Source organism: Okeania sp. SIO2B9, from assembly GCF_010672505.1.
GTDB classification, from domain to species: Bacteria; Cyanobacteriota; Cyanobacteriia; order Cyanobacteriales; family Microcoleaceae; genus Okeania; species Okeania hirsuta.
Map to the genome: position 1 here is coordinate 1 of NZ_JAAHGK010000964.1, position 3,006 is coordinate 3,006.

The window sequence follows — 3,006 nt, forward strand, 5'->3', positions numbered from 1 at the left end:
TATGTACATCTTGATTATTTTGATAAGCTTCTATTAATACTGGTTCTTGACTCAAGTGAGCTAATATTCTTAATTCAATTTGTGAATAATCTGCGGCGACTAATAACCAATCTTTTTTGGGGATAAATGCCTGACGAATTTGCCTAGAAAATTCTGTACCAATGGGAATATTTTGTAAGTTTGGTTCGGAGGAAGATAAACGTCCTGTATCTGTTTGAGTTTGATTAAAATTTGTATGAACTCTCTGAGTATCTGTACGAACTAATTTTGGTATGGCTTCGACATAGGTAGAAAAGAGTTTATATAAGGTTCGGTGATTTAATATTTCATCAATGATGAGATGATGTTGACTTTCTTCTTGTAATTTTTCTAAGACAACTACATCTGTAGAGTAACCAGTCTTAATTTTCCGAGATTTTTTCTGATTTTGATTTAGTATATTAAATAGTAGTTCGCTTAATTGAGATGGTGAGTTAAGGTTTAAAAAATCACTTGTTTCTGCTCGATTGATTTGGCTTTCAATTATTTCTGATTTCTGTCTTTGCTCTTTTGATAATTTGGTAATATATGCTTTTAGTATGGGGCTAGATATTGCTTTTTTTAATTCTTGTTGATTAGTGAATGAGTCAGTCTCTATATTTTGAATTTCTGTTATGAGATATTCCTGTAAAATTCGATTATCTACAGTTTCAAAAGCTCTTTTTTCAATTACTTCTAAATCTTTTTTCAGTTGGACTGAGAATTTCTTGAGATATTCAATATCAATCTTAATTCCCAGATATTCCATTTCTGCTAAAACGGATTCTAATGGTTGTTCTACATCTACTAATAATTTGTACAAAGATTTCTCAGGAGGTTTATTTTCATCAGCTTTTTCTAATTCTGTTCTTAATTTTTCTACTAACTGAAATGTTACAAAAACTTGAGTTCCACAATAGTGAGTAACTTTGAGAATATCTAAGTCAGCAATAGTTTGATTTTTCGAGACTACATCATCATAACTTTTTAAATTTATTCCAGCAGTTCTCAGATGTCTAATATATATTTCTTCCAGACTATGTTTTGCTCCAGGATTTAATACATAACTTGCCAACATTGTGTCAAAAACAACTCCAGCTAATTTAATTCCTTGACAGCGAAAAACTAATCTATCAAATTTGGCATTTTGAAATACTTTCGGATAATCAGAACCTTCTAAAATTGGTTTTAAAGCCTCTAATACTTTTCCTTTATCTAGATTTTTTCCTACTTTATGTCCGGTGGGAATATAAGCAATATCTTCTATATTTTTTCCCCAACAACAACCAATACCAACTAACTATGCATCTCGTGGTTCTAAAGATGTAGTTTCCGTATCCCATGCTACGGGAGTCTCATGATTTTTCTGTTCTTTTAAAATATTTACTAACTGATTTAACTTTTCTGGAGTATCAATAATTTGAGGTTTTATTTCTGATTTTATTGTTATTTGTTGTTGAGCTGCCTTTGTATCTTCTGTACTAAAAAACCAATCATCATTCTCTTCCTCAACCAAAATATTGTCTGATTTTTCTTCTTGTTTATTTTCCGACTCTTCTGGCAAAACTTGAATTCCCGCCAACCCACTAAACTGTTGTTCTAAATAAGGGATTTGATTTAAGAAATGTTGTAATTCAAACTTTTGCAAAATAGGCTCAATTTCTGAGCGAGAGATTTTTTTGAGCTGCAAATCTTCCATCTCAATATCTATTGGAACATTTACTTCAATTCTTGCCATAAACTGAGAATGCTCTGCCTCAACTTTTCCCTCTTCAAGTTTTTTCTGATTTGCTCCTTTAATTTTATTCAGAGAACTATAAATTTCCGCTAAAGAACCATATTCATTCAACAACTTAACTGCCGTTTTTTTCCCAATACCCCTAACACCAGAAATATTATCAGAAGCATCTCCACAAAGAGCTTTATAATCAACAACTTGAGTCGGTAAAATACCCAATTTTTCCTTAACTTCTTCAGGACCAAACTCTTGAGGAGTGCTACCTTTACCTGCTGCTAAATGTAAAACACTAATACCTTTTTCCACATCTATTAATTGAAATAAATCTTGGTCGCCCGAAAGAATTTTTACCCGAAAACCAGCAGTACTAGCTTTTTGCGCTAAAGCTCCTAATACATCATCCGCTTCATAACCAGCAGCAGTAATTATAGGTATATTAAAAGCACCTAAAATCTCTTGCAAATTTTCCACATCAACAATTAAATCTTCAGGCGCTTCTGCTCGATCTGCTTTATAGTTTTTGTCAGCTTCGTGGCGAAACGTAGGTTTTCCTAAATCAAAAGCGATCGCTAAATATTCTGGTTTTTGAGTCTCCATAACTTCCAACAAAGACTTCAGAAAACCAAAACAAACACTGGTGGGAATGCCTGTAGAAGTTTTTAAGCCCCCACTACGACTTTTGCCAAAAGCATAGTAGGAACGAAAGGCGAGAGAATGGCCGTCAATCAAAACGGCAGTGGGAAAGTTTGCAGACATTTGATATTGATATTTTGAGATATCTCTTTATTTTAGCGGGTAGTTTATACTAGCTAATAAGATAAATCTAAATTACGTTGTTTTAATGCTTTTATTGTTAAAAATTTATTTCTAGAAGTTTTAACCAATTATTTGACCCCTTATTTTTTTTCTTAAGCCTTCTTTGCAGCAATTGTCGGGGCGAATGCCCATTTGCCCCTACCGCAGTTTACTTAATAAAAACTTAGGAGATTTGATTAACTTTCCAGTTGAAGTAGCTACAAAAATCTGTATATCTGCGTCTATTCCTAACCACTTTTTGCCTACTGGATTCTCTGATACTAACTCTGATGAAGTAAAACTAATCATCAAATAATAACCACTAACTGTTTTGACTATCCTAGCTTGTTTAGCTTGAAAAAAATCTGGATATGGCCTACTTTGTTTAATCTTACATCCAACCTACCTGAGGCAGTTTAACTCTATATATTGCCTAAGCAATTTTTCAGCATTGC

The 3,006-nt window shown here is 32.8% G+C and carries 3 protein-coding genes and 1 pseudogene; all 4 read right to left on the reverse strand.

What is annotated here, in order from left to right:
- Positions 1-787 (reverse strand): DNA polymerase (locus F6K13_RS35885; RefSeq protein ID WP_375340683.1); only part of this gene is annotated, 787 nt, incomplete at its 3' end.
- A gap of 147 nt (positions 788-934) precedes the next feature.
- Positions 935-1,309, reverse strand: a pseudogene (locus tag F6K13_RS35890) (DNA polymerase I); the annotation flags it as partial.
- A gap of 9 nt (positions 1,310-1,318) precedes the next feature.
- The gene (locus tag F6K13_RS26035; protein WP_287288855.1) at positions 1,319-2,512 is read right to left on the reverse strand and encodes a 5'-3' exonuclease H3TH domain-containing protein; all 1,194 of its coding nucleotides are present in this window, start codon (positions 2,510-2,512) and stop codon (positions 1,319-1,321) included.
- A 198-nt stretch (positions 2,513-2,710) separates the two neighbouring features.
- The gene (locus tag F6K13_RS26040) at positions 2,711-2,860 is read right to left on the reverse strand and encodes a hypothetical protein (RefSeq protein WP_161564931.1); all 150 of its coding nucleotides are present in this window, start codon (positions 2,858-2,860) and stop codon (positions 2,711-2,713) included.
- Between the last annotated feature and the right edge of the window lie 146 nt (positions 2,861-3,006).

Coding starts and splice junctions, on each gene's coding strand:
- F6K13_RS26035 (WP_287288855.1), bottom strand. CDS start 2,512: ATGTCTGCAAACTTTCCCACTGCCGTTTTGATTGACGGCCATTCTCTC.
- F6K13_RS26040 (WP_161564931.1), bottom strand. CDS start 2,860: ATGATTAGTTTTACTTCATCAGAGTTAGTATCAGAGAATCCAGTAGGC.